The organism is Mesotoga sp. Brook.08.105.5.1 (assembly GCF_002752635.1).
Taxonomy (GTDB): Bacteria; Thermotogota; Thermotogae; order Petrotogales; family Kosmotogaceae; genus Mesotoga.
Genome location: NZ_AYTW01000016.1, coordinates 1 through 23,978, shown reverse-complemented (window position 1 = coordinate 23,978; position 23,978 = coordinate 1). Strand labels below are relative to the sequence as shown.

Genomic DNA, 23,978 nt, shown 5'->3' with positions numbered 1-23,978 from the left:
CTATGGATAACATATTGACAGTAGATAACCTCAAGCTTTACTACTACACGAGCAAAGGCGTCGTGAAGGCCGCAGACGATATCTCTTTCTTTCTCAAGAAGGGTGAGACTCTCGGTCTAGTAGGCGAGTCCGGTTGCGGAAAGACTACCACCGGCTTCGCCCTGCTTAAGATGCCCACTCCCCCGGGTAAGATCGCAGGCGGGAAGATAGTGGTCGACGGTATAGACATTACTCCCCTGCGTGAGAATGAAATGAGAAGGAACATCCGCTGGGAGAAGATCTCCATGGTCTTTCAGGGCGCTATGAATACCCTCACTCCCGTCTACACCATCGGAAAACAGATGATGGAGACTCTGCAGGAACACAGAGAGATGGAGAGAGACGAGGCGAGAAAGAGGATAGAGAAGTATCTCAACCTGGTCGGTCTCTCCAGCGACATAGTTAAGAGATATCCACATGAACTCTCAGGTGGCATGAAACAGAGAATCGCCATCGCTACCGCTCTCTTTCTAGAACCGAAGGTGATAATCTGTGACGAACCCACCACAGCCCTGGATGTTATCGTGCAGGCTCAGATAATAAACCTTCTCAAAGACCTGAAGGAGAAACTCGACCTTTCCTTCATCTTCATAACTCACGATCTTGCAACTGAGGCGGAAGTGTCCGACAGAATAGCCGTTATGTATGCCGGAAAGATAGTGGAGATAGGAACAAACCAGCAGATATACGGAGAACAGGGGCCCTGTCATCCCTATACAAGAAACTTGCTCGCTGCAACTCCCAGACTGCACGCGAAGGTAAGTGAATTATCGTTCATCCCCGGTGCTCCTCCAGACTTACTGGAACCTCCATCGGGCTGCAGATTTCATCCGAGATGTACCCTCGCTATGGATAAGTGCAAGGAAGAAGAACCACCCCTTATTGAGATTGAAGAGGAACACATGGTGGCCTGCTGGAGGTGTGAGAAGAGATGACAGATAAGATCATTGAAGTGAAAGACCTTCAGAAGTGGTTCCCCATAAGGAGAAGCATATCCCAGTTCTTCAAGGGTGAACACAATTATGTTAAGGCCGTTGACGGTATATCCTTCTCAATAAACAGGGGCGAGATATTCGGTCTCGTTGGAGAGTCCGGTTGTGGAAAGACGACGACGGGAAAACTAATTATGAAACTCCTCGAGCCTACAGGCGGCAACATGCTTCTAAACGGAAAGGATGTCACTCATATAGAGAAAGATGAACTGAAGAGATACAGAAGGAACGTACAGATGATCTTTCAGGATCCATACGCTTCCATGAACCCGAGGTTCAAGATAAGGGATGTCATGGAAGAGCCTCTCATAATACACAAACTCGGAGAAGACAGGGACGCGAGAATGAAGATGATAGAGAAGGCTTTGAGGGAAGTTAAGCTCAACCCCCCAGATGAGTTCCTTGTGAGGTATCCCCACATGTTATCCGGTGGTCAGAGACAGAGGGCTGCTACTGCCAGGACTCTTCTTCTCAATCCCGAGCTTCTCGTTGCGGATGAACCGGTATCCATGATAGACCTTTCAACCAGGGCCGAGATACTCCATATGATGAAGGAAGTGCAGAGAGACCTCGGGCTTACTTATCTCTACATAACACACGATCTCTCTACTGCGAGATACTTCACAGACAGGATAGCTGTCATGTATCTTGGAAAGATAATAGAGATAGGAGATCCAGATGATGTTATAGACAATCCTGTTCATCCATACACAAGGGCTCTCATTGCTGCCGTATGTGAACCGGTCGCGGGAAAGGTGAACAAACCCAAGATAGTGCCTATAAAGGGAGAGATCCCCTCAGCCGCCAATATCCCTCCCGGCTGCAGATTCCATCCAAGATGTCCTTATGCAAAGGCTGAATGCTGGGAGAAGGAAGAACCTCAGCTTCAGGAGATAGAGGACGGACACTTGCATGCCTGCAGGAGATGGAAGGAAGTCGTTGAAGAAAGCAGGAACGGGGTAGGGATTAAGGGGTAGGAAAGAGCAAAGGAAGCGGTTCACCGTTGAATGGTTCTCCGTTCGACAAGGAAAAAACCTGTTCTTCCAGAGCGAGGATTTGTCTTTCGTTCCTAGATCCGCTGTGCGCTTGTTAAAGCTCAGTTGCAAGTTCCAAGATGCAAGTTGTAAGAAAAAGCAAAAGGCCGGGGTTGGGGGTAGCGGGTTCGTGGTAGGAAAGAGCACGTTGAACCAAAAAAGCTTCCCTGCGAAGCAGGCATTGCTATCACTGATGCTCTTATCGGTGGACGGGTCCTTGCTCTTGGACGGTCAACGGATTACGGCTCTTCCCACCGTTCAGCGGTACTTAGATGCGAGATCCCGTGCAGAAACATCACGGGATGACCCTTAACAGAAGGTCTTCGTTCTTAGGTGTTCAGCGGCTCTCCCCAAGAACGGCTTCTAGCGATCTAACCGGGCCCTAGACCCCAGACCCGGTTCTTCCCTGCGCCTCATACCCACGAAGTGGTACTGGCCAGGCGAAGCCTGAATGGCTATTTTGTTGCCTCCTGCCGAAGGCAGCATTGCGCCCTGGCGTGATCTTCGCCAGCCTTGCGTCCCCGGATGCTTCTCCGGGCATTGCGACCTGGGCCGTTCTTGCCCAGCCCTGCGTCTGATGTTTTACTCCAGCATCACTTCCACGCGCCAGCGAGCATCACTTCCCGACGAAGTCGGCATCATTTCTGCTTGTCCTCTCTTCTCGGTCGGAGAACGGCGGACCGTTGACGGTCAACTATGAATTCTCGCACTCTCGAAGCGAAGCTCTCGACAACGCCCTTTCTCGGCTGATCTTCACGAAGGACGGTCATGTTATTGGACGGCAGAGGACGGCTCTTCACAGCGTTGAACGGATCTTTACGGCGAACTCTCTATCAATAAGACATCTCCAGAATCTTCTTCAAGTCTTCGGTCTTCAGGTCTCCTGGAGTCACCTCAACCAATCCGCCCATTGTTCTCATTGCATCTTCAGCTAATCTGCCAAGCATAGACCTCTCGACTCCAAGCTCCTTAAGAGTGATATCGATTTCTACACTTTTCTGAAGCCTATGAATGAGTTCTATTGACATTTCAGAGAGCCTGTTGATATCTATCACGCTTTCTGGAGCTCCCATTATCTGAGCCACTCGCGCCAGTCTCTCTTTTGTATGAGGCCTGATGTAATCAAAGAAGGCAGGTCCTGTAGCACAAAGCCCCGCACCGTGTGTAGCATCGTAATGAGCACTTATTGGGTGTTCTAATGAATGGTTTGCAATACAGCCCGATAGTGTTTCACAAATGCCGGCGGCAGTACTCGCCCAGGCAAGAGCAGTCCTGGCTTCAATATTATTCCCATCCGTGTATGCTATTGGTAAATAGTGATTTATAAGCGCCATTGCTTCCATCGCGAGAAGATCAGATGTCGGTTGATGATTTGTATTTATGTACGACTCAATTGCATGATAGAAGGCATCCATGCCGGTAGCTGCCGTCTGATAGGGAGGCAAGGTCTTCATAACCTCAGGATCCACAACGGAAATGACAGGAAAAGTCTGGTCGAATCCAACGCCTATCTTCTCGTTGGTTTCACTGTTCGTCACAACCGCAAAGGGGTCAGACTCGGTTCCTGTTCCGTGAGTTGTTGGAATGGCGATGATAGGGAGCGCAGCTTTCGGAACTCTTCCTCCTCCAGATCCGGTGTACTCCCAACATCGGCCACCATCTTTGGCCACCACTGCAATGAGCTTTGCCGAATCTATTGGGCTGCCTCCGCCAAGACCTATGACCATATCGCATTTTTCTCTGTTGGCAATTTCGGCGCCTTTGTCGACCGTTGATGATAGTGGGTTAGGTACTATATCATCAAACACAACACTTTCGATTCCACTTTTCTCCAAGATCGAGATCACTTCATCAAGAAGACCTGTTTTCTTCGTACTACTTCTTCCTGTTACTATCATTGCCTTCTTGCCCAGATTTCTGGCTAGTTTGCCTACCTTATTCACCGTACCCACACCAAAGACAATCCTTGTCGGCAGAAAATACTCAAAGTTCATCATTTTGTCCATTTCTTCGACCTCCTAATTTGCTACTTCATGATTTGACGGTAATAGTCTTACATTGTTATATAAGAGACTCAAAGGTTTCTCCGGCTCGAAGCTCACAGACTTTGGCAGAAAACCTTCGCTCAATAGCCTTTATAACTTCATCCCCTGTACAGTGCCCAATGTGGAATTTCTCAATTTTAAATCCCTCTAAATAGTTGAAAATCCCATCAAGCTCCTCCTTTGTTTTGTGAAGCAAATGTAGGCCCCCAACCACAGCCTTCACCTCTCCATACTCAGAGGCCTGCTTGATTATGTTTCCAATACCCCTGTGAGAACAACCGGTTATTACCGTTACAATACCGCTCTCGACAAGAGCAAGAGAAAGCTCATCACCGAAGAAATCGCGAGTTTGCTTTCTGCCATCAACCTTGTTATGTTTCTCCTCAGGCCTCTCATCTGTGGCAAAAGGCGCTGCGGTCAATACATAGAGATCCTTTTCAATCTCCTTCGAAGAGCATACATTTTCTACTGACGCCCCAAGCTCTTCGAATTCTGCTCTATTAATTTTGGGACTTGACTCCACTTTACCGCTATACTTCGGCTCAAAACCACCTTCACCAATCAGTACTTTCTTTCCTCCAGACTCACGAAGTACGCTCTCTAAACCTCCAAGATGGTCGTAGTGACCGTGGCTGATGATAATCATTTCGATCTCAGACAAATCTATACCAAGTTTCGCTGCATTCTTAACAGCAACGTCTGTAGATCCGGTATCGAACAAGTACTTTTTTTTGCTTGATTCAATGTAAAAAGAGATGCCGTGTTCAGACTCAAACCCTTTAAGAGCTTTGTCGTTGCACAAAACAGTTATCTTCATGTAATTTCTCCCTTCGCCGCCAAGCTCTCTACTCAATTCCCACTGTACAACAAGCTTCACCGACTATTCGGATCATATATCTATCCCGCTCAACTCCACCTGCAATCGACCAAGTTTGTACTACTGCGCATCTGATAGTCGTATCTTTCAAGATTCCTTTCCAATAAACCTCTTCAAAGAAGCTGACAACAAGAATTCCAAGAATAGTGCAACTACGATTACCGGTCCGGGAGGCATATCAAGCACATAAGAAACGAATATGCCTATTATGCTAGCTACCACTGCCAGGCTCACAGAGAAAACGATCATACTTCTGAATGAGCGTGCGATAAGCTTCGCGGCCACTGCCGGAATGACCAGAAATGCCGTAACCAGTATAATTCCTGCAATCTTGACCGAGCTTACAACACTCAAACTGATTCCTATTAGGACTGCATAGTGAATAGCGCCAACAGGCACACCGTAATGCTTCGCCATTCCCTCGTCATACGAGTAATATAGAAGCTCTCTGTAGAATATCGTGAAGAAGGCCATAGCGACAAGGTTAGCTGCGATAAGCAGCCAAACGTCTTCAGAAGTAACCATCAGGATGTTCCCGAAGAACAGGCCCATCACATCCGGTGTGTATCCTTTTACAAATGAAAGCGCAATTACTCCCAGAGACATCGAAAGAGGAAGGAGTATTCCGATTACGCTGCTTTCGGACAACTTGTTCCTCCTGGTAAAGTAGCTTACGGCAATTGCAAATACAACGGCCGTAATTGCCGCCATAAGCAAATAATCCGTTCCGAGAAGTAGGCCGAAAGCAATTCCTCCAAATGTCGCATGAGCCGCACCATCTCCAATGAACTCTATCCTTCTTAGCACAACCACACTCGAGAACACTCCAGTTAGTGAACTTACGAGAATGGCGGCCACTAACGCGTTTCTCAGGAAACCGTAGCTTATGATGTCCTTCACAAAATCCTGAATCATAAGTGGTGCTCCCTTTCGAAGTGATCTCTCGATCTTATGAAAAGGTCGAGGTCGCCAGAAAAAGCTGATTGCAGTTCTTCTGGTCGTATCTTGTCAGCAGATTTGTGGCAATGAAGGGTCTTGTTAATACACATCACGGTATCACAAGCTTCAAAAACCATTCCAATATCATGGCTCACCATAAGTATTCCCATGTTTTTATCGTTCTTTAGTGACTCAAGCAATCTGTAAAAGGAGGCTTTTCCCATTTCGTCCACACCGGCCTCAGGCTCGTCCAGTATCAACAACTCCGGTTCTGATGCCAATGCCCTCGCAAGCATCAGCCGCTGATACTCGCCGCCGGAGAGTGCACCGGCTCTCCTTTCCTTCAGATCATATATACCTACCCTTTCTAGAAGATCCTCAACTTTCTTCCAATCGCACTTTCTCAGGGGTTTCAGGATTCCGCGCTCTCCATAGAGACCCATCGCGGCCACTTCCTTAACTCTTATTGGGAAGTCTCGCTTTCTTTCGGGGTTCTGAGACAAGTATCCAATTTTCGCTGAAACAGACACCTTCCCCGAATAGTCGCTTAGATCACCAACGATCGCTTTAATTAGCGTTGTCTTTCCGGCACCGTTTGGACCAATTATTCCTACGAATTCTCTTCTGGACACTTCGAAAGACACGTCCCTCAGGATCCAGTGGCTGCCGATCTTGTAGCTCAAGCTCTCTACTCTTAGGATTCTACTCTCCATCAAAGACCCTCTTGATCTCTCCGAGATTCCACCGCAACAGCTCGATGATGCTGCTCATTGAAATTCCAAGACTGTCAAGCTCCCCATGTCTTACAGATGTCTCGGCCGTCAGAATATCTATGGCTCTCTTAGAGTGCTGGTACTCCGCAAAAATACCAACAACTTCCTCGCCCCTCACAAAATCGACAAGTTTCTTTATCTCGCCTATTGTAGGCTCATCTCCTATCCCTTCTAGAACCGGTTCGAGTCTCAATCCATATCTTCTGAAGAAATAGGTAAAGCTGGGGTGTGCAACAATGACTACGCTTCCACGAAACTTCTCAAGGTATGAATTTGCCTCTTCATCGAACTCCTGCAGATCATCAATAAGCTGCGCAGCATTCGCTGAAAAGTACCCAGATTTCTCTGGTGCGATTTCTGAGAGCGCTTCAACTAGAAAGGGTATAACGTAATCAGTAAGAATCACTGGATCAAGCCAAATGTGAGGATTCACGTGATGGTCATGTTCGTGTTCTTCGTTCTGCTCTTCTTTCTCCATGATAAGCTCCTTGGGCAAGAGATTCCCAATGTACACAACCGTCTTGCCTCGGGAGGCGAGATCGTCCAGATATCTTTCCAGGAAAATCTCAAGATCTAGGCCGTTTGCGATTACCAGGTCCGCTCCATCCAGTCTTCTTATGTCAGAGATCTTTGGAGAGAAAATGTGGGGGTTCTGACCCGGCCCTATAAGAAGATCTACCTGAGCATTTTGACCCACGATTTCCTTTACGATCAAATAGTAGGGATTAATCGTTGCAACTATCCTGAGCGAAAAAACTGTACCCGAAAGTAATGTAATCAGCAGAAAAGGAATCAATATTACTCTTCTTGTCATAGTCTGCCCTCCTCAACATCGGAGACGATCTTTCTCCTGCAATCCCCGCAGATTCCAATGAAGTAAAACACATGGTTAGTAATCGTAAAATCTCGGTTTTCCGCAACTCTCTTTGCAAAAGAATCGGCAAAGCACTCATAGAAAGGCTTAGTTTTGTGGCATTTCTTGCAGTGCAAAAAATGAACTGGTTCCCTCTGACTGCTGAAATAGAATCTAGTCTCGCACTCGAATGATATCGAGCGGATAAGACCCTCCTCCTCAAGAAAGGAAAGACCTCTGTAAACGCTTGAGAGATTAGGTTTTTCATCAAGCATTTCATGAATTGAATCAGCGGTCAACGGCAATTCAGATTTATCTATGATCTCCAGAACTTCTCTTCTCAGTGATGTCATTCTCTTCAAAGGGCACCTCCTATAGGCAAACAATTCGCGCAAATCATTTGCAATACATTTTCTCACATTTCTCACTTCCTGTCAATTCCTGGTATGCGGCATTTTCTTGTGAAGAGCTTCAGAAAGCCCCCAATGCTAAAAGAGGAAGAGTCTTTGCAAGCTGAGCTACTCCTATGATCTCTATTCCCGGGTCTCTGATCAGCATCAAAGCCTTACCAGAAGTATCCTGCCAGACTTCTCCATAGACTCTGATCCTCTTTCTATAGAGCACCTGCAGATCTGCCTGATCGAGCGCGAAAAGTGATGCCTCCTCTGACCTGATTCGAACCACAATGTCATCGCCTACTAAGGTGAGACCGTTTACCGACGTTACTTCGAATTCCACCCAGATCACTCTTCCCAAAAAACCCCCTGACTGGTAAGAATAGAGATTCCCTCTCACAATTGAAGCATCAAATACAGGAGACTGATCATAGAAAGTGAAGATCCCTCTTCTACTCCTGAAAGCTTCTCTGTAAGCATTCCTTATCTCAGATGAATAATGGGACGTGTCCTCATAGGTAAGAGGTCTGGCCAAACCTTGCCTAACTATATCAGAATTTATCAAGGTACCTTCCGAGTCAAAAAGATACGCAAGGTGTCTGCCGTATGTATCCTTTCCATGAAGCTCAAGGGTAACTTTTCCACTCTCGCGTGTTATCATTTCCAGATAATCTTTCGCTTCATCGGCAAACTGGCCCGCAGGTTTGCTGCCTGATCTCGTTTCCGGCGCATCTATTCCTATAAGCCTTACAGTGCCCTTTAGCGCCTTCACCGTAATGGAATCGCCATCAATTACCGAGGTAACCGTAGTGACAAGTCTTGAGCGGTCGCATGCCTGCAGGAGAAGGAGTGCAATCAACAACAGGGAAGCCATGGCTAACGCAGCTCTTCTCTTCAATATCCGCTCCTCCTTTCCAATATTAAGACATCAGTACCATTATACCGACAAGTGCGGAGATCTCTCGCCTGCATCTGTTTCATGATTAAGCTTTCTGAACAGTTACCTTATTCCTACTAACAGAGGTTACAATATGACTGAGGTTACGATCTGTTCGTGCAGTACAAAGGTGGTGTGATAATGAGACTGGATAATCTCTCTGTGAATATTCCGGATCTTCTTCTCGAAGCTCTAACGGGAATTGAAGATGGAATAGCGATTATCGATGAACACTCAAATACGGTATTTGCTAACAGCGCTGCGTCTATCATGATAGAAGACATCAAAGAAGAGATCTCGAAGAAGATAAGAGAAGTTAATCACTCAAGCGAAGACTCATTGGAGTTTCATCACATTAGACGTGCTGGAAGGTGGTTAAGGTATTATGTAAAGAGACTGTCGGTGTCGGAGAGAGTCTTCTTTCTCTTCGTGGTTGAAGATATCTCCGACCTGAAGCTGGCCGAACAAACTATCTCCCAACTGGCCCACTTCGACGGCGAAACCGGTCTTCCAAATTACGTGCTTTTCAGAGATAGAGTTAACATGGCGATATTCAGGAGCAGAAGAAATAACTCCTCCTCTATGGTTGCTGCCTTCGAGTTTGTGAGCAAAGGAGGGGTATCGAGTATCGAAGAATCAACGATAATCGATATGACACACTCGCTGGTGAGAGGGATTAGAAAGAATGACACGCTCTGCAGATTCTCAAGAAGAGAGTTTCTACTTCTAGCTGAAGATCTGAAGGATTACAGAAATGCCAGCACAATACTTCGAAAGGCCCTCAACGCATTCAAAATCTGGCAAGAAAACTGTGGCGAGTTCTCTATGGAACTAAGAGCGGGATTTGTATTGCTCCCGAGAGATGGTGTTGATGCCGAGCAGCTTGTCAATAAGGCCTTCGCTTCAATTCAGAGTTCAGAGGCAAGAAAATGAAGACCTTGCTCACCATGACCTCGCTGATCTCAATACTGCTGATCGCGCCTTTTTTAATACCGGTGAGCGATCTTGAAGATACTGTGGTCCCAAGGCTTCTAGCCGATGAAGACAGTATGTTCGTCACGATCAATAATGCAGACATCCACTACAAAGCAAAAGGAGAAGGCAAACCCCTTTTAATGCTGCTACATGGATTCGGAGCAAGCACTTTCTCATGGAGAGAAGTGATCGGTCCTCTCTCTGAAGAGTTCTCTGTTATTGCTTTCGACAGACCTGGATTTGGCCTGACCTCAAGACCACTTGGCGAGGATATCAGTTCTTTCAACCCATACTCTTTGGAAGGACAGGTTGAGTTAACAGTATCGCTTATGGAATATTTGGGATTCGAAGAGGCAGTACTCGTTGGTCACTCGGCCGGAGGGCTTACAGCTCTTGAAGTCGCGGCTCAACACCCAGAAAAAGTGCTTGGCCTTGTCCTGGTTGACGCGGCGATCTACACAGAAGACACAGACAGTTTCTTGTTCAAGATACTTACGAGCACTCCTCAGGGAAGGCATTTGGGGCCGCTTATCTCGAGAACTCTCTTGAGAAACTCAGACAGTATCCTGGAAATGGCGTGGTATGATCCGGAAAGACTGACTGATGAAATACGTGAAGGTTACAGAAAGCCGCTTAAGGCATCAAACTGGGACAGGGCTCTCTGGGAACTTACACTCGCAAGAAGACCTTATGACTCCTCAAAGGTACAGAGCGTAAGAATCCCATCTCTAGTCATTACTGGCGACTCTGACAGAATTGTCCCTGTGCAGGACTCAATTAGACTGGCCGAAGAGTTGCATTCTGCCGAGCTCTTCATCCTTCCCGAAACCGGCCATCTCCCACAAGAGGAAAGTCCAGCTCTTTTTCTGGAGATTGTCATTCCCTTTGTCAGATCGCTGATTGAAAAAGACTAGATTATCGGGAACCAGATAAACTCAGGAGCAAGTAGATGCAGAAAGAACGAGAGCCATGTGACGATCATCAGAGCTCTGTGCAATGGCCTCCACTTATTCTTCATAGCAGGAACGTACTTGCCCAGAAGGTAGACTACGAACTGGGCCAAGACGCTTAAGAAGACCAGGCTTCCGCTGTAGAGAATGAAGCCGCCGGTTGCCAGGTATCCGTGTAATAAAGCGGAAAGCATAAGCACAGAGCCAGTCCAAGGGTGAACAATAGCAAGAAATCGAACCTGCTTCACGAAGGCCGCTCTCGGAGGGTTTTCAAGTTTTGAAGAGCGTTTTAGGATTGACCGCCTAAGAATAAACAGTGATGTATTAAAGAGCAGTAAAATAAAGTTGAACCATCCGAGAAATCTCATAGTATCAAGCAACAAAGACACCTCCTCCATAAATCAACACCTACAAGATACCAGCGTGATATAGAAACCGGCACTATATGACACTCACTGTTTTTCGGTAATCATACTCTTGGCATGTTTCTTTACTAACAGTTCATTATGGTCTAATGAGTGTAGCTCCGAAAATGTATTAGGGAGAGGTGCACTATGTACTATTCTAAGGAAAGCGCTAGAGGTAAGTTTCTTCGGTCCATCGGTGAAATGTACCCATACACAATCAAAAAAAGGAAGAGAATCGACTCCTGGTCCTTCAATTCAAGAAGAGTCTCCCCGGAGTTCAAGTGGTCTCCCGATAGCTTTCCGGTATGTTTTTCAAGGGAGATCGAACTCCCGCCAATTGATGCTGATGAGCAGCTCATTCTCAGAAACTGGTTTGGTGGAGAATCACTAGTGAGAATCAATGGAATTACCTATGGAGAGATCAATACACATCACAGAGAGCTCGATCTTTCCGTTTTTGCCGGCGAAGTGGTCCTTTATGAAGCGGATGTTGTTCCCAAGGGGCTCTTTGGAAGCAGTATCAAAGAACCTGTGTTCTCAGAGTCCGATCTACTTATTGTTGATTCAGATATCAAGCGAATTATAGGGAAGCTTAGAAATCTGATAGAGCTTTTCACCTATACTGATGATGAAGTTCTCGCTAGTAGTCTCTACAGAATTCTGTCGGATAACTTAGCCGGAATAAGAATCCCGAGAGATTCATCCGGCTACTGGAAGGCAGTTCTAGATGATCCGGAGATCTCTGGCGAGGTATCGGCGGTATGGCTGCCTGAGGAATTCACTAGATCTGAAGGTCAACGACTTAGTGAAGAAGATCACAACACATTCACTGAAGCAGAGAGAACTGTTGAAGAAGAACTTGCAAATCTCAAGAGACGCTTCCCTAGTCGGCTTACAATGACGCTTTCTGGTCATGCACACATTGACTACGCGTGGTTATGGCCGCTAGAGGAGACTAGAAGAAAGATACTCAGGACTTTTTCCAATTCTGTGAGGCTTGCAAAAAAGTATCCCGAGTACATTTTCTCACAGTCTTCCGCTGCTATGTACAGAGATGTAATGGAAAGAGACCCCGGTCTATTCAAGGAAATACAGCTCCTTGTGAAAGAAGGTCGCTGGGAGTTGCTGGGTGGAATGTGGGTAGAGAGTGACACCAACCTGCTGAACGGCGAATCTTTGGTAAGGCAGTTTCTCTACGGTCAAAGATTCTTCATGGAGCATTTTGGAAGAAAGTGCAGCACTGTATGGCTTCCAGATGTCTTCGGATTCTCCTGGATTCTGCCTCAGATTATCCGGAAGGCAGGTATGGACTCTTTTTTCACAACGAAAATGACCTGGAACGATAAGAATAGCCTCCCCCACGATCTATTTGTGTGGAGAGGAATAGACGGTTCTGAGGTAATCTACCACAGCTTCAAGAATCCATCCAATGGATACAACGGTCTTCTGGAACCAAAAGACATCCTGACAACTGCAAAGAACTTCAAAGACCAAGATTTGTTCCCAGAAACCGTCTTTTCATTTGGCTATGGTGATGGAGGCGGGGGACCTACAGATGAGATGATCGAAAACTACAGGTTTCTCAAGGATCTGCCTGGAATGCCCGAACTGGTGATGAGAAGCTTTGAGAGTTACTTTAAGCGGGCAGAAGAGGTCTCTCGCTCGTTTCACGTACATGACGGCGAATTGTATCTTGAGCTTCACCGTGGCACTTACACCTCTCAGGGAAGAATCAAAATGGCTCACAAAGAGTGTGAAGATTTGCTAAGACTTGCGGAGATGCTTGGCGCAATCTCAGGCTATAAGCCCGGGGAGATCGAATTACTATGGAGGATCCTCCTTCAGAATGAGTTCCATGATATTCTGCCTGGTTCATCAATAAAGGAGGTATATGAGGACGCATTGAACGAACTGGATGAAGTCCATTCAGCCACATCGTCAATGGTTCAGGCCTCTTTTGATCGATTGACGGACGAAGACAATATGAAACTGACAGTCTTCAATCCGAGTTCTTTCTGCAGGAAACTTGAATTCACTGCACAGGGTTCGAAAGAGCCGTTTTGCCCTACGGGTGAATTCTCTTGCCAGTTGTTGGATAACGGTGATACTTTGTTCTTATCAGAGCTGGAAATTCCTCCCACCGGCTTCGTAACAATAGAGTTCTCTAATAAAGAGATCGTGAACCCGCACACAGAATATCACGACTCAAAGCTGATGGAAAACGAATATCTCACTGTTGAAGTAGATCCAGAAGGAATAAGTGTTTATGACAAAGAACACTTAAGAGACGTATTCGATGGAAAAGCCTCAATAGCGACTTTCAAAGACATTCCCTCTTACTGGGACGCATGGGACATCGAAAGAGATTATCGTAACACCGCAGAGAGCCTGAAGCCTTGGGTGATTAAGAAAACTGAATTCGGCCCAATAAGAGAGACAATCAGATGCGTCTTTCAGGCGGGGAAGACAAGGATAATCCAAGACATTTCTCTTTACAGAAACTCAAGACGTGTCGAGGTAAAGAACACAGTTGACTGGCATATGAGAAGAACAATGCTCAGAGCCTTGTTCCCCTTGAAAGTCCTCACAAGACAGGCAAGATATGACCTTTCATGCGGGTTCATTACACGACCCACAACAGAAAACGATGTAATAGAACAGGCGGCTTTTGAGGTCCCCGGTCATAGATGGGTAGATCTATCAGAATACGATTACGGTATATCGATATTGAACGACGGGAAGTATGGTTACGGAGTAAGAGGATGCAATGTGTCCCTTAACTTGCTTAGATCTCCAGTATTTCCCGACTTCACAGCAGACGAAGGGCGTCACGAATTCACATACGCTGTTTTTCCTCATGAAAGTTGCGATCTGCTCAAGACAGTTCAAGAGGCAGAATTACTTAATACAAGACTACTTACGAGTAAGGGGTCTTTCAGGGCGAATTCACCGATCTTCGAAGTGAAGGCGTCGACTTTAAGGATTATGGCCTTCAAGATCGCCGAGAATGGGAAGGGTAGAATACTCAGGGTATGTGAGCTGTTAGGATCAAGAGGCACAGCTGTGATAAGGAGCACTCTGGATTTTGAAAGGGCCTATCTCACAAATCTTCTCGAGGAAAGGATAGAAGAGCTGGATGTTTCTCATAGCACCTTCTCTCTGAACTACGAACCTTTCGGGATCTATACGATCCTGCTGGAATAGTGGTTTTCCGTAAATACTAAGAGTTCCCCGCAGTTCTTTTCAGAAGCCAGGCCATATTCTGACCAAGAGTTCTCATAGTTCTTATACCCTCTCTGTCGCCTTGAAAATCTCCCTTCTTCCAGGCAATTGAGAGATTCCAATATGAAGATCCAGGTACTATCATCTGAGAGATAAGGAAGAGGTGATTAATTGAATCGAAAGCATGTACCGAGCCTCCTCTTCGAACGGCTATGACAGCGGCTCCCACTTTCCGCTTAAGCATTGCATCATTAGCAAGAGCAACCATTCCCACTCTGTCGATTAGAGCCTTCACTTCAGGAGACACATCGGCAAAGTAAGTCGGAGAACCTATGATGATACCGTCGGCTTCAAGCATCTTCTCGATGCAACCATTGACGTAATCGCCGCCTATTATGCATCTCCTATCCTTCGTCTTGAAGCAGACATTGCAGGCAGTGCAACCTCTTACGGAATTCCCACCTATCTGAACCGCTTCGGTATCGATTCCTTCTTCGCGCAGTACACCTAGGACTTCTTCAATCATCTTTGACGTATTCCCGTCCCGGCGAGGACTTCCGTTGAAAGCCACAACCTTCATATCAAACCTCCCAAACCCATGAAAAATGGAGGGATTCAACCCTCCACAAATCTAACATCTGAGAGCCCTCTTATTCAACCCTTAATTAGTCTCTTGGCTTCATCAATAGAGGGGATCTTGCCTGACAAAACGATTTTTCCGTCAATTGCTACGGCCGGTGTCGAAACAATTCCCTTCTCCATTATTGCCATCATGTCCGTTACCTTATCAACTTCTGCATCTGAACCTAGCTCTTCGACAGCCTTTTTCATGATCTTCTCAGTTTGCTTGCATCTCGGACAGCCTGAACCAAAGATTTCGATCTTCACTATACGACCTCCTTAATCCTAAAATAGATTTCCATATATGAATCCCCAAAACGTTGAGAAGACAACTACTAATCCAAAGTAAGTGAAAGCTCTCTTCTTTCCAAGAAGGCGGGTGATAACAATCATGCTGGGCAAACTAAGTGAGTTGCCAGCCATGAAAAGCGCCAGTGCAGGACCCTTACCCATTCCTAGAGACATGAGCGACTGGACGATAGGCACTTCAGTCAGAGTCGCAAAATACATGAATGCTCCAAAGACAGATGCGAAGAGAGTTGAGCCGAGTCTGTTACCTCCGAGAAGCGATTCTACGAAGCTTTGCGGAAGCGCACTGGAAATGATTCCTGCCGCAAAAACCCCAAAGAAGAGGTAAGGAAGAATCTTCTTTGCAAAGTCCCATGTTTCACCTATCCACTGATTTCTCAGTTCTCCCTTGAAACGTATAGCCATCACAAAAACTGCAATAGCGGAGATAATCAGTATTGATGCCTTAACAATCGGATTGATAGCCAGACCGCCAACAATTAGGAAAGTCATTTGCAGACCCAGAAAAGCAATCGCTTCGGGCCAGGAAATCTGATCATCCGATTCCTGAGTCGCAAAACCTCCCGATCCCTTCTCTCTGAAGATGCTCTGCATAGTTAATCCAATGACAATCGCTGAAGTCGAGGCCCCAACGATTCTCACAAGTGCTATCTCCCAGCCGATCGCGCTTCCAGTAAGAAAGATCGCAGCAACGTTTATCGCCGGACCGCTGAAGAGAAAGGCAACTGCCGGTCCTAGACCAGCGCCCCGTTTGTAGATACCACCGAAAAGAGGAAGAATCGTACACGAGCAAACTGCCAGAATTCCACCAGAAACGGCGGCGATTGGGTATGAAATGATCTTTCGGGCGTCGGGACCCAGTAGTTTTAATATTGCGTCTTTCCGTATAAATACAGTGATAGTTCCCGCTATGAAAAAGGCAGGTACAAGACAGAGAAGTACGTGTTCTCTTGCATATGAACCAAGCATTGTAAATCCGCTGATTATCGCATCCTGCACATATTGGCTTCCAAAAGGCAGAAAATAGAAAACCAGAAAACCAGTTGCCAGCAATCCGAACTTCGTAACCTCTTTCTTCAAATCTTTCTCCATCTCAAAAATGCCTCCTATTCACTAAGGCCGGTACACTGTGCATATATCGCTTCAATACTTTCCTTTCCGGTTATTATTTCGAGTATTACCGCCATAAGAAGTATTCCCGGAATGTTTATCACCAGTCTGAGCAGAGCGAACCCTGCTCCCATTGATCCCATCTCGAACATAAACATCGGAATCTTAGTTGTTGACCATGCTCCGATGAAGATCAGCACATTCGAAAACTTCACTCCTTTCTTCATGAAGACCGCTGCTATTGGAAAGGCTCCATATAAAGGCCCCGCCGCAGCCGCTCCAAGAAGAAAGGAAAGTACTATTCCCTTAATACCTGATTCTTCTCCCAGATGTCTGATAATCCTTTCTCTCGGAATCCATACATCGAGAAGGCCCAATAGGATAAATATCGGAGGAATAACAGACAACATCTCCAGAAAACTCGATCCAGTAATGCTCAAAGCGCTTCGCCCGAGCTGATTGTCGGCGGCAAATACAACTGAAACGACAGCTGCCATTACTAGTGGAAAGACATACCTTTTCGCCTTCATCCCAAAATCATTCCCATAAGACCTGCCACTATAAACGAGAATCCAAATGCCATCACATTTCTAATAATCGTCAGTCTGCTCCCGAAATACTTCTTCTCCACTGGAAAAGTTGCAACTCCAACCATCATGAGAGTGGAGATGAAAAGAGCTATCTGAGTTATCCCGGCACCGTTATCTACCAAGATGGCCGCCGTAGGAAAAGCGACAAAACCGGGAATCAGCGTGATAGACCCCACTATTGAAGCTATCATCAACCCCCAAACTCCCGAACTTTCTCCCAGCAGCTGCGAGATTGTCTCGGGATTCAAAAGCGCAATGAGTAGCCCAACAAAAAGCATAATTGCTATAAGTTCAGGAAGGATTCGCTCAAATGATATCCAAGCCTTCTTGAGAGCCAACAATGTCTTCTTGCGGCTCTTAATGAGAGAAACCAAAAGAAGCAATCCAGTAACTGCATATATGATAACGCTGTACATGGGTCGCTACTCCGTTTCTTCCGAAGACTCATCAGTAATAGAGTGAGCAAGCTTAATAATCTCCAGGACCCTACTGTCTGCTATGCTGAGCTCCTTTCTCGTACCATTCCTTTTCTCAACAATAAGCTTCGCATCGACTAAGGCCTTGACATGTCTCGAGAGAGTTGTTTTGTCTATGGGGAACAAGTCGTCGAACTCGCAGACGCACAGAGTACCTTCTGAAAGACGCTCCAGTATTTTCAAACGCCACCTGCAACCTAGTGCCTTGAAAAGCATTACTGTCTTCTTGTTCATCGAGATACCTCCTGTCAAGATACACTCATAGAATAACCGATATTGCATTGTTGTGCAACAATGAAACTTAACGTTCCGAAAAAGCTCGGAAAACAATCGGCGAGTATCATATTCATATATTCGAATGTGAGAATATTGGAGGCAGTATATTGGAACAGAAACTTGACCTTTTCACCAAGTACCTTACAGTGTGGGTGGGGTAGCTATGTTTCTAGGGGCCATACTGGGTAACATTCTTCCCGGTCTATCAAATTCCCTTGGGAACTGGCAAACCGCAAATGTGTCAATTCCTGTGGCAGTAGTCCTGCTCTTCATGATTACCCAATAATGCTAAAAATCGAGTTCAAAGAAATAGTCTATGTGCAGAAGAACTCTAAGCCTCTTCTGGTTACATTGATAGTCAACTAGGCGATAAAGATTCTCTTCTCTCCCTTTATTCCTGAAAGACTTGCCAATGAGTATGTTGCAGGGATGGTATTGCTTGACTGGCTCCGTGTACTGCCTATACACACTCTCTTATTACGTGGCTGCTTCTTCTCTTTATCCCAGTAAGATATTCCCTCATAAACGCAGGTAACCCCTGTATCCTTATTTCTTACATGAATACGATGAGCCATGCATTCTCTCCTCTCAATAGGTATACACTTATACCTAATAAATGCACGAAATGCAAGCCCACAAGATACTGTAACGAAGATGCTCTGTTGCCTTCGAAGAAACCTAGTTACAAAACAAGCGGGATGTCAGGTTGTTATAGGTGCTGTGCTTGTTTCAAGCTTGACGGCGGCTCCCGGTCTGTCTAGATTCCTCCAGAAATACATGGGAAAGTTAGTCGGTCCGATAATGATCATCCTTGGTATGTTTCTTCTTGAACGCTTAGTTTCAGAAACAAGGGGAGAGACCTGGATACAAAATCACAAGAAAAGATCAAGAGCAAAGGCCTGCTCGGTGCCCTGATCCTCGGCTCTCTGTTCGCCCTTACCTTCTGTCCTGTATCGTCTGCATTGTTCTTTGGAAGTGTAATTCCACTGGCCGCCAATGAACAGTCCAGACTACTAATCCCTGCAATCTATGGTATCGGCACAGGCTTACCTGTTGTGGTAGTCGCAGTTGGAATTGCCATAAGCACCAAAATGGTTGCGAAGATGTTCAGCCGAATCACCTGATTCGAGTACTGGGCGCGAACTATTACAGGAGAAGTTTTCACAGTCCTGGGAATCTACCTGAGCAATACAAAGATTTTCTTGTGAAACGCTTCACAAACAGTGGTCGAAAAATTCGTTCAAGTCAAAACTGCTATAATCTCACTCCAAACCTTGAAAGGATAAGCAAAAAGAAGGCATAGCCCGCCATCATGATTCCACTGGATAAAGCAAGCGCTACGTAGAAATTGATGCCTCTTCTAAGAAACAACGGCATAGCAACAAAGAAAATCAGAGAAGGAAGAACAAATAAGAGAATACCGGTGGAAAGTTCTGCAACTTTACTTGGATTTTTTGTATCGTTGTAGAGCCAGAATAGCGCCAGCATTGAAGTAAGGGGTAAAGAAGCTATAAGTCCTCCAATGTATCCGGACTTCTTGCTAACTTCAGAAACAAGAGCGATTATTATCGATGACACAAGGATTTTGACGATGTATCTCAACAAACTTGTTCACCTCCGCTTCGATCATTCTTCTTGCCCACGTTGCCAATTGTTTTGAATAATCTCCTATTACTTTGCTCCTGAGATTCTACTGCACTATCATACGCCGGTTTGACTCAGCTCGTTATCAATCGATCCTTCGTAAAAACAATCACGATTAGTCCTCCAGCTGCAATGAGTGAAGCCATCATGATGAACATGACGAAATAAGAGTATTCTGCAACCGTTCCGGCCAGTAAAGGCCCCACCATGAAACCAATCGCTCTCGCTGACCTAAGCAGTCCAAGAAACTCGGCCCTTCGCTCGGGTGGTGAGCTCAAAGATATCATAGTACCAGCACCGTTAATGAAAGCACCAAAGGCAATTCCAAGCGAAAAGTAACCGAGTGCTATCAAGACCCAGCTCTGCGCCATCGCAAAGAAAAGCATCGTGAATATTGTAAGGCCGATACCGATCAATGTGCTTTTCCTGGGTCCTATTCTGTACATTACTCTACCGAAGAAGATATGGGAGAATATTTGCATGAAAGGATTTACCGATGTGATTATCGCCGTTGCCGAAGCCGACAGACCTATCCTTTCCGTCATGAATATCGCAATGATAGAAGTCGCTCCTGCAGTACCTAACTGCCTTAAGAATGTTCCGACATAGACCGCCCACAATCCATTCTCCCAGAGCGGCGAAGAATCCTGCTTAAGAGGGAACAGTCTGTTCAGAAAACCCTTTCTGCGGGCCACGGTGTGTTCTTGATCCCTCAAGAAAAGAGCCGGAATCACTGCTAAAAAAGCTATTGTCGCGTACCAGTTGATCGTCTGGGTTACAGTAAGAAATACTAGAAGCATAGAAAGCAGTAGCCTGCCTGATAACATCCCCATTGAATTGGCGGTGTTCAGTATCGATAGCTCCCTTGAAGTATTTCTGACAGAGTCTCTGGAATGCTCAGTGCTGAGCGCCATTGCTATGGGCTCAAATCCAGCTGTGAAGAATGCTATCAAAGCAGAGAACAATATGAAAACTAACGGTATCTCGATAACGGAATAGGCAAAGTAGAGAAGAGCAGAAGTCAGAACAAGCACTATCATTAACGGTTTTCGCCTCTTCAGGCTGTCCGATATTGCTCCCCATGCGGGCGAGCCAAGAGTCTCAACCGCTCCCCTAACTGTTGTTAGAAGTCCGACCATAAGAAGAGACGCTCCCAGCTCCCTCAACTTCAACTGAAGTAGTAAGCCGAAGCCGAACATCACGAAGAACACAATGAGGGATGTTAGCAAAAGTGGAAGACGTTTGTTGAACAACGGAAACTCTCCTTTAGTTTGATTTGCTTACCAATTATAGCTCTTCAATGACTACTCAAATCCAGTCTTATGGTTCAGAGAGCTTATTACGGTTGATCTTGGAAATCTTCTCTCGAAACGATCAAAGTTCGGGATCTCTTCTCATTGCTGTAGACTCTTCTCCAGAAGAATTGAGAATTCACTCATCCCGACAGCCTTAGACCAATTGTGATAATCGCTGTCAAAGACACATTCAAAAAACGTTTCATCAACACCTTCTCCCGACAGATCATTCGTGGCAAATGAAAGCAGTTTCTTCGCAACACCCTTTCCTCGAAAATGTGGCATGACAAATACGAGTTCTATATATCCAAGTAGATTATATGTCATCAAATCCTCGAAGACAGAGTAGATAAGTATCCCGACAGCTTTCTCATCTCGCCTGCAGATGAGAATTCTGCCCCCTGAATCCAGAGTCTCATTCAACGTGAAGAACAGCTCGCTTGGAGTCATGGACATCTGGCTTCTCAACACTTCAGGAGAAGAAGAAATCTCGAAAAAAACACTTCTCAAATCTTCACGTATACCGCGCATTACCTCTAGCCTTCTATCGGCAACATGGTGTGTTCTGCCGACACTAAAGCAAATCTTCTTCTCTTCAAACGCCAGAGCACTGCTTAGAGGCAAGTCTTTTGATTCGGCACTAAAGCAAATCTGCTTCTCTTTAAACGAGGCAAATACTATTCCACCGACAAGAAAATCATCCCACACTAAAGCAAATCTGCTTCTCTTCAAACCCGTCGCTCTTGAGAAGGCGCCATCCTGCTCCAAGCCTGTATGTATTTGCTGTGACCGTCAAGTAAGAGGATCTCTTGAGTTCTTCTAAAGAAGCACTAAGCAGAAGCTTCCCTGCTCCTCTTCTCCTATATATGTCGCTCACAAACAGGTCATAGATGTGACCGGATCTTCCGAACGCGAGTCTTTCATCGATCTGGGGACCAGAATGTACATGTCCTCGATTTCTTCGCCGCTCCTGAGAACTATCAAAGAGTCTCCTCTCTTGAGAAAGTCGGAGTATACTTCATCCATCGGTCTTAGATCCGGAAGTGAATGCCTCCCGCTACTAGACTCGGCAATTGAGTAATACATTTCCTTCATGATCTCGAATTTCTCTTCTTCAGATGGTCTATCGATTAGCAGATTCTGCATTTTCGCCCGCCTTTAGATAAGATAGATGCTCCTTTTTCTTACTCTCTCCTGTATGATTATAGTAACTTAGCAAATGGAGGTGTAGTAATGAAAAAAGTGTTATTGATTTCTTTGCTCGTCGCATTCGCTCTAGTTGCCTTTGCACAATCGGAATTCATGATCCCAATGAGTGCGAGCGACTTCAATCTGCGAGGACCGGTCAAGACAGTTAAGATAGTTTATCCAGAAGACGAGTTCTACATGGAAGAGGATTTTGCGTTTCCGTCTTACGAGATGCTCACTTTCGATAGATCGGGTAGACTTCTATCACAGATTTCTTCTGACAAAGAAGGGAACGAAATCAGTGCGATTCTGTTCAACTATGACGCAAGCGGAATGCTAGCTTCTATTACCGGAAGAGAAAATGGAGTTGAAGAATCAGTTGAGCAAATAACCATCGAGAATGGGAGGATAGTGTCAATCATTGTAGAAGATGGAGAGGGAGAATCCACCATCATAATGGAATACGACGAGTTTGGCAGGTTAGTCGCTCAGAAGATGTCTGGAATCAGCGAGGGCGAGGAAATCGAAATGACGATATCGATGGCTTACGATGAGAGAGGCAATCTTGTCGAAGAGGGATTTGGCATGATGGGAATGGATCTAACCAGAACCTTCTACGAATACAATGAGAAGAATCAGAGGATAAGAGAATCGGAGTTCATGTACATGTTTGCGATGCCCGGAGAAGACGTAGAACCAATCGTGTCTACTCTTGAATACAACGAAATGGGCGACGTATCGATTAAGATCTCCGATAGCTACTGGGGAGATGAGAAGGAAGCGGTCGTGTACGAGTATGAATATGACTCAATGGGCAACTACATCTCTATGGTAGCCTACTATGTCATGAACATTGCCGACCTTGAGACAGATGGTTGGAAAGAGATGGCGATGATAGAGCAGGAAGAGACAAGGGAGATTGAGTATTACTGATTAAAATGACAAATCGCAAGAGGGTGGAAACACCCTCTTTTTATTTCGAAGCAACCAATTTCATTTTCCTCGTGTTTGCTGCGACTTATTATACCCACTTTTGTTTTTAACTCGCGACGATACTCACATTCAACACAGAATTTTCCCCGAAACATTCGAACAATCGAATTTGTAACGTAATCGACCGTTGAGCGAATCTATATATAGATATCGTTCTTTCGATACTATAATCTCCGTGCACAATGATTTATTGACATATAGCGCATATAAGATGGCGGAACTTCCGCATGAGGGGAAGGTGATGCTATGCGGCTGAAAAGAATAATGTTAATAATGGTTGCTGCTCTTATTGCAATGCTTCTTATATCTTCCTGTATTCCCAAAGACCCTGTCGCCGCCGCCACGAAGAAGTTTATCCAGTTCATACAGGGAGAAGGAGAACCGGAAGACCCGTTTACGGGTGTGTATTTAGGAGAAGTCGAACAGGGTGATGTTATCGGTTCCGAGTCAGTTGGAGGCCAGCAGCTCCAGTTCCAGCTGCAAGGGATAAACGAAGCCGGTTACTTCTTCTATCTGGACAAAGCACCTGGCGCATTCTATGATCATCTAGGTAAACTCGTGGTTGTCTCCAAGAAGGGCAAGATTATCTTCGAAGAAGATACTGAGGGTTGGCCAACACTGAACGGAAACATAGTGGCAGCAATGACCAGCAGAGAAGTCTATGCTAATGCCGTTATTTGGGATAACTGGCAAATGATCAAGCCGATAATAAAAGTGATCGATATTGATTGGTTAGTGAGGTTTCTCAGAGTAAAAGGCGCTGTAATTACCAGTGGGATTACACCATCACAGAATCTTTATGCAGAGGCTCGTGACGTTAGAAACCTTATGTCTGACGCATTCAAGGCCATTATGGGTTCTGACAGAGTACGTGACGTGAAATATGTCGCGGGAGCGGCCGCTCCAAACTGGACTGCCGTTCAAGCTGCAATGAACGATCTCTTGACTACTGAAAAAGTGGATTACATTACCCTCTACTTCATTGCACATGGAAACACTAATCTGATGAACCTCGGAGGAACAACTTTCTACGCGAGT

At 45.6% G+C, this 23,978-nt stretch carries 25 protein-coding genes and 1 pseudogene; 7 read left to right on the top strand and 19 right to left on the bottom strand.

Features of this window, described 5'->3' with window-relative positions:
* Positions 1-2: 2 nt before the first annotated feature.
* Positions 3-974: an ABC transporter ATP-binding protein gene (locus V512_RS07105; protein WP_099829757.1), complete on the top strand. Its 972-nt coding sequence runs from the start codon at positions 3-5 to the stop codon at positions 972-974.
* Positions 971-2,008 carry an ABC transporter ATP-binding protein gene (locus V512_RS07100; protein WP_099829756.1) on the top strand — a complete coding sequence of 346 codons (1,038 nt, stop codon included), beginning with the start codon at positions 971-973 and terminating at the stop codon, positions 2,006-2,008. Before V512_RS07105 ends, V512_RS07100 begins: the two co-directional genes overlap by 4 nt.
* Before the next feature lie 890 nt (positions 2,009-2,898).
* Here the strand turns inward: V512_RS07100 and V512_RS07090 are convergent.
* The 7 genes from V512_RS07090 to V512_RS07060 all read right to left on the bottom strand — a co-directional run bounded on the left by V512_RS07090 (position 2,899) and on the right by V512_RS07060 (position 8,845).
* Entirely contained in the window at positions 2,899-4,071 is a 1,173-nt protein-coding gene (locus V512_RS07090) for an iron-containing alcohol dehydrogenase (RefSeq protein ID WP_099829754.1), read from the bottom strand.
* Between the two features lie 55 nt (positions 4,072-4,126).
* Positions 4,127-4,927: an MBL fold metallo-hydrolase gene (locus V512_RS07085; protein ID WP_099829842.1), complete on the bottom strand. Its 801-nt coding sequence runs from the start codon at positions 4,925-4,927 to the stop codon at positions 4,127-4,129.
* Positions 4,928-5,074: 147 nt separating this feature from the next.
* Positions 5,075-5,902, bottom strand: coding sequence for a metal ABC transporter permease (locus V512_RS07080; RefSeq protein WP_099829753.1), 828 nt, complete (start codon positions 5,900-5,902; stop codon positions 5,075-5,077).
* Positions 5,899-6,639 (bottom strand): metal ABC transporter ATP-binding protein, encoded by a 741-nt coding sequence (locus V512_RS07075; protein WP_099829752.1) that lies wholly within the window; start codon positions 6,637-6,639, stop codon positions 5,899-5,901. The genes V512_RS07080 and V512_RS07075 overlap by 4 nt, the downstream gene beginning before the upstream one ends.
* Positions 6,629-7,513 (bottom strand): metal ABC transporter substrate-binding protein, encoded by an 885-nt coding sequence (locus V512_RS07070; RefSeq protein ID WP_099829751.1) that lies wholly within the window; start codon positions 7,511-7,513, stop codon positions 6,629-6,631. Before V512_RS07070 ends, V512_RS07075 begins: the two co-directional genes overlap by 11 nt.
* On the bottom strand, positions 7,510-7,905 hold the full coding sequence (locus V512_RS07065; RefSeq protein WP_243392313.1) for a Fur family transcriptional regulator: 396 nt from the start codon (positions 7,903-7,905) through the stop codon (positions 7,510-7,512). The genes V512_RS07070 and V512_RS07065 overlap by 4 nt, the downstream gene beginning before the upstream one ends.
* 118 nt (positions 7,906-8,023) lie before the next feature.
* Positions 8,024-8,845, bottom strand: a complete 822-nt coding sequence (locus tag V512_RS07060; RefSeq protein ID WP_243392299.1) for a thermonuclease family protein — start codon at positions 8,843-8,845, stop codon at positions 8,024-8,026.
* Between the two features lie 180 nt (positions 8,846-9,025).
* Here V512_RS07060 and V512_RS07055 point away from each other — a divergent pair, with 180 nt between their 5' ends.
* On the top strand, positions 9,026-9,817 hold the full coding sequence (locus tag V512_RS07055) for a GGDEF domain-containing protein (RefSeq protein ID WP_099829749.1): 792 nt from the start codon (positions 9,026-9,028) through the stop codon (positions 9,815-9,817).
* Positions 9,814-10,773 carry an alpha/beta hydrolase gene (locus V512_RS07050; protein WP_099829748.1) on the top strand — a complete coding sequence of 320 codons (960 nt, stop codon included), beginning with the start codon at positions 9,814-9,816 and terminating at the stop codon, positions 10,771-10,773. Before V512_RS07055 ends, V512_RS07050 begins: the two co-directional genes overlap by 4 nt.
* On the opposite strand, the gene V512_RS07045 is transcribed toward V512_RS07050, so the two are convergent.
* The gene (locus V512_RS07045; protein WP_243392298.1) at positions 10,770-11,198 is read right to left on the bottom strand and encodes a hypothetical protein; all 429 of its coding nucleotides are present in this window, start codon (positions 11,196-11,198) and stop codon (positions 10,770-10,772) included. The genes V512_RS07050 and V512_RS07045 overlap by 4 nt on opposite strands.
* 165 nt (positions 11,199-11,363) lie before the next feature.
* On the opposite strand from V512_RS07045, the gene V512_RS07040 reads away from it, so the two are divergent.
* On the top strand, positions 11,364-14,420 hold the full coding sequence (locus tag V512_RS07040; protein WP_099829746.1) for a glycoside hydrolase family 38 C-terminal domain-containing protein: 3,057 nt from the start codon (positions 11,364-11,366) through the stop codon (positions 14,418-14,420).
* Positions 14,421-14,436: 16 nt separating this feature from the next.
* Here V512_RS07040 and V512_RS07035 read toward each other — a convergent pair whose 3' ends face one another.
* From V512_RS07035 to V512_RS14575, 11 genes are all read right to left on the bottom strand, one after another.
* Positions 14,437-15,018 carry a flavodoxin family protein gene (locus tag V512_RS07035; RefSeq protein WP_099829745.1) on the bottom strand — a complete coding sequence of 194 codons (582 nt, stop codon included), beginning with the start codon at positions 15,016-15,018 and terminating at the stop codon, positions 14,437-14,439.
* A gap of 74 nt (positions 15,019-15,092) precedes the next feature.
* Positions 15,093-15,326 carry a thioredoxin family protein gene (locus V512_RS07030; protein ID WP_099829744.1) on the bottom strand — a complete coding sequence of 78 codons (234 nt, stop codon included), beginning with the start codon at positions 15,324-15,326 and terminating at the stop codon, positions 15,093-15,095.
* A gap of 18 nt (positions 15,327-15,344) precedes the next feature.
* Positions 15,345-16,460, bottom strand: coding sequence for a permease (locus tag V512_RS07025; RefSeq protein WP_099829743.1), 1,116 nt, complete (start codon positions 16,458-16,460; stop codon positions 15,345-15,347).
* Between the two features lie 14 nt (positions 16,461-16,474).
* Positions 16,475-17,008: a permease gene (locus V512_RS07020; protein WP_099829742.1), complete on the bottom strand. Its 534-nt coding sequence runs from the start codon at positions 17,006-17,008 to the stop codon at positions 16,475-16,477.
* Complete coding sequence (locus V512_RS07015) at positions 17,005-17,484, bottom strand: permease (RefSeq protein WP_099829741.1); 480 nt, start codon at positions 17,482-17,484, stop codon at positions 17,005-17,007. Before V512_RS07015 ends, V512_RS07020 begins: the two co-directional genes overlap by 4 nt.
* A gap of 6 nt (positions 17,485-17,490) precedes the next feature.
* A complete protein-coding gene (locus V512_RS07010) occupies positions 17,491-17,778 on the bottom strand; it encodes a metalloregulator ArsR/SmtB family transcription factor (RefSeq protein ID WP_099829740.1) in 288 nt (95 codons plus the stop codon).
* A gap of 404 nt (positions 17,779-18,182) precedes the next feature.
* A complete protein-coding gene (locus tag V512_RS07005) occupies positions 18,183-18,395 on the bottom strand; it encodes a hypothetical protein (RefSeq protein ID WP_099829739.1) in 213 nt (70 codons plus the stop codon).
* 679 nt (positions 18,396-19,074) lie between these two features.
* Positions 19,075-19,425 (bottom strand): DUF3147 family protein, encoded by a 351-nt coding sequence (locus V512_RS06990; protein WP_099829736.1) that lies wholly within the window; start codon positions 19,423-19,425, stop codon positions 19,075-19,077.
* A gap of 113 nt (positions 19,426-19,538) precedes the next feature.
* Positions 19,539-20,717 carry an MFS transporter gene (locus V512_RS06985; RefSeq protein ID WP_099829735.1) on the bottom strand — a complete coding sequence of 393 codons (1,179 nt, stop codon included), beginning with the start codon at positions 20,715-20,717 and terminating at the stop codon, positions 19,539-19,541.
* Positions 20,718-20,858: 141 nt separating this feature from the next.
* Entirely contained in the window at positions 20,859-21,491 is a 633-nt protein-coding gene (locus V512_RS06980; protein WP_243392297.1) for a GNAT family N-acetyltransferase, read from the bottom strand.
* Positions 21,492-21,632: 141 nt separating this feature from the next.
* Entirely contained in the window at positions 21,633-21,905 is a 273-nt protein-coding gene (locus V512_RS14575; RefSeq protein WP_165775356.1) for a hypothetical protein, read from the bottom strand.
* Positions 21,906-21,992: 87 nt separating this feature from the next.
* Here V512_RS14575 and V512_RS06970 point away from each other — a divergent pair, with 87 nt between their 5' ends.
* Together V512_RS06970 and V512_RS06965 are read left to right on the top strand one after the other, a co-directional pair.
* Complete coding sequence (locus V512_RS06970; protein ID WP_099829733.1) at positions 21,993-22,880, top strand: membrane-binding protein; 888 nt, start codon at positions 21,993-21,995, stop codon at positions 22,878-22,880.
* 306 nt (positions 22,881-23,186) lie between these two features.
* Positions 23,187-23,978 (top strand): annotated as a pseudogene (locus tag V512_RS06965) (hypothetical protein); the annotation flags it as partial.

Excerpts from the sequence above, each read along its gene's own strand:
- V512_RS07080 (WP_099829753.1), bottom strand. The coding sequence starts at position 5,902 with ATGATTCAGGATTTTGTGAAGGACATCATAAGCTACGGTTTCCTGAGA.
- V512_RS07090 (WP_099829754.1), bottom strand. The coding sequence starts at position 4,071 with ATGGACAAAATGATGAACTTTGAGTATTTTCTGCCGACAAGGATTGTC.
- V512_RS07065 (WP_243392313.1), bottom strand. The coding sequence starts at position 7,905 with ATGACATCACTGAGAAGAGAAGTTCTGGAGATCATAGATAAATCTGAA.
- V512_RS07020 (WP_099829742.1), bottom strand. The coding sequence starts at position 17,008 with ATGAAGGCGAAAAGGTATGTCTTTCCACTAGTAATGGCAGCTGTCGTT.
- V512_RS07010 (WP_099829740.1), bottom strand. The coding sequence starts at position 17,778 with ATGAACAAGAAGACAGTAATGCTTTTCAAGGCACTAGGTTGCAGGTGG.
- V512_RS07005 (WP_099829739.1), bottom strand. The coding sequence starts at position 18,395 with ATGGCTCATCGTATTCATGTAAGAAATAAGGATACAGGGGTTACCTGC.
- V512_RS14575 (WP_165775356.1), bottom strand. The coding sequence starts at position 21,905 with ATGCAGAATCTGCTAATCGATAGACCATCTGAAGAAGAGAAATTCGAG.
- V512_RS07105 (WP_099829757.1), top strand. The coding sequence starts at position 3 with ATGGATAACATATTGACAGTAGATAACCTCAAGCTTTACTACTACACG.
- V512_RS07050 (WP_099829748.1), top strand. The coding sequence starts at position 9,814 with ATGAAGACCTTGCTCACCATGACCTCGCTGATCTCAATACTGCTGATC.
- V512_RS07040 (WP_099829746.1), top strand. The coding sequence starts at position 11,364 with ATGTACTATTCTAAGGAAAGCGCTAGAGGTAAGTTTCTTCGGTCCATC.
- V512_RS07055 (WP_099829749.1), top strand. The coding sequence starts at position 9,026 with ATGAGACTGGATAATCTCTCTGTGAATATTCCGGATCTTCTTCTCGAA.
- V512_RS07100 (WP_099829756.1), top strand. The coding sequence starts at position 971 with ATGACAGATAAGATCATTGAAGTGAAAGACCTTCAGAAGTGGTTCCCC.
- V512_RS07015 (WP_099829741.1), bottom strand. The coding sequence starts at position 17,484 with ATGTACAGCGTTATCATATATGCAGTTACTGGATTGCTTCTTTTGGTT.
- V512_RS06970 (WP_099829733.1), top strand. The coding sequence starts at position 21,993 with ATGAAAAAAGTGTTATTGATTTCTTTGCTCGTCGCATTCGCTCTAGTT.
- V512_RS07025 (WP_099829743.1), bottom strand. The coding sequence starts at position 16,460 with ATGGAGAAAGATTTGAAGAAAGAGGTTACGAAGTTCGGATTGCTGGCA.
- V512_RS07035 (WP_099829745.1), bottom strand. The coding sequence starts at position 15,018 with ATGAAGGTTGTGGCTTTCAACGGAAGTCCTCGCCGGGACGGGAATACG.
- V512_RS07085 (WP_099829842.1), bottom strand. The coding sequence starts at position 4,927 with ATGAAGATAACTGTTTTGTGCAACGACAAAGCTCTTAAAGGGTTTGAG.
- V512_RS07070 (WP_099829751.1), bottom strand. The coding sequence starts at position 7,513 with ATGACAAGAAGAGTAATATTGATTCCTTTTCTGCTGATTACATTACTT.
- V512_RS07075 (WP_099829752.1), bottom strand. The coding sequence starts at position 6,639 with ATGGAGAGTAGAATCCTAAGAGTAGAGAGCTTGAGCTACAAGATCGGC.